Source organism: Microbacterium sp. Bi128 (assembly GCF_918698205.1).
In genome coordinates this window covers 1-1651 of record NZ_CAKKMM010001149.1, presented here as the reverse complement: position 1 = coordinate 1651, position 1651 = coordinate 1, and the positions used below count along the sequence as shown (strand labels likewise).

2 protein-coding genes and 1 pseudogene are annotated in these 1651 nt (G+C 68.9%); 2 read left to right on the top strand and 1 reads right to left on the bottom strand.

From position 1 onward, the window contains the following. Window positions 1-345, top strand: a pseudogene (locus LQV45_RS30685) (FAD-dependent oxidoreductase); the annotation flags it as partial. 22 nt (window positions 346-367) lie between these two features. Here the strand turns inward: LQV45_RS30685 and LQV45_RS30680 are convergent. Then, a complete protein-coding gene (locus tag LQV45_RS30680; RefSeq protein WP_230011044.1) occupies window positions 368-1135 on the bottom strand; it encodes a hypothetical protein in 768 nt (255 codons plus the stop codon). Between the two features lie 201 nt (window positions 1136-1336). Between LQV45_RS30680 and LQV45_RS30675 the strand changes: the two genes are divergently transcribed. Continuing rightward, on the top strand, window positions 1337-1651 hold a 315-nt coding region (locus tag LQV45_RS30675; RefSeq protein ID WP_230011043.1), incomplete at its 3' end, for an NAD(P)-binding domain-containing protein.

Genomic DNA, 1651 nt, shown 5'->3' with positions numbered 1-1651 from the left:
ATTGCCGCCACCGCCATGCCCGCACCGGAGCCGGAGCCGCCGCGCAAGGCCGATTGGCTTCCTTCGGAGCCGGCGCGGCTGAATCTCGAAGCCGCCAACGTCACGTCGGTCCTCTGGGCCACGGGCTACCGGCTGGACTTCAGTATCTTGGACATCCCGGTGCTGGACGAATGGAACTACCCCCGGCACCACCGCGGCGTCACCGAACACCCGGGCTTGTACGCCGTAGGGCTGCCGTGGCTGACCGGGCACGGCTCGTCCATCGTGGCGGGCGTGGGCCGCGATGCCGAATACATTGCGCAGCACATCGCGGAGAACAAGGCACAGAACATCGCCGCCCGGTGACGGCGACGTTCCAGAGGGGTGGCTACCCGGTGCAGGGCCGGTCGAAGTCCACTGGCGCGGCGAGGCCGGCCGAGCTGAACCATTCCCTGGCCCATGCCTGGACCGCGGGTATCCCGAGTTGCTCGGCAACAAGCCCCGGCGGCCCGTCGAACACGGACTTCCCCTCCTCCAGAAGGTCCCCGGTGCCGCTGCCGGCGAGGAGCCCGAAAAGGGCAGACTGGTCGAGGAAGGGAAGCTTCCCGCCGCCGCCATCGGTCAGCACGCCCCAGCGCGAGGTGAACAGCGAAAACTCCTCCGGACGTTCCCCGTGGTCCACCACGAGCGGGCAGGCTTCGCCGTCGAGCTGGATCCGCCGGTAGTTGGGCTCCGTTTCGTCGAGGGCCATCAGTTGGACATCGTCCAGCCACGAAAGCCAGACCGCTGTGCACTCTCCCATCAGCGGATACGGGGCGGCGGCGATGTAGCCGGCCTTGCTCACGTGGGCGGAGTGGCCAACGGCAATGTTGTGGAGCTGCCCCCGGACCAGCGGCAGGACCGTGCTGACAGGCTGGTGGTAGTTGGCGAATTTCCGCCGCATCACGTCGGCGCTTGAATTCGAGCCGATGGCGACCACCAGGGACCGGGCTTCCAGCGGTGCCGCGCTGGCTTGCGCGAGGGCTTCATCCAGTCCGGCTGAAAGCTCAAGGGGCCGGAATTCATTGCCGTCCATGACACCCGAGGCCACGGGCGGGGCCCACGGATACAGCAGCGGATCGAGATGGCCGGCGCCGCCGGCGCCGCTCAGTCCCATGGGGTCAGCCGGGCGAAGCCGTCGGCATCGTGCTGGAGACTAAGCAAGGTGGCCCGCTTTCGTGGTTCGGGACTTCCATTGTCCCGCACTTCTGGGGAACCGGGCCTTTGGCGCTCACGTCGGCCAGCCCGCGCCGCCATGGCTCAGGCCGCCAGGAAGCAGCCATGCTGTCCCCCGACACCGCGGCGGATTGCCGCGCCGGTGCGGCTGGGCACGGAGGCCACCCTGATCGCCAGGGAGGGCAGCCACTTCAGTGTGGAGAGCGGCGGCGGGCGCTTCACGGCAGATAACGTGATCCTGTCGAACGGCGCCTTCCAGCGCCCGCGCATCCCTGCCGCGTCCGCCGGTCTCCCGCGGCACGTGCACCAGCTCCACAGCCACGACTACCGCAACCCGCAGCAACTGCCCGACGGTGCCGTGCTGGTGGTGGGCACCGGGCAGTCCGGCGGCCAGATCACGGAGGACCTGCTGGCCGCCGGCCTTGTGGTTCATTTGTCAGTGTCCGCATGTCCGGAG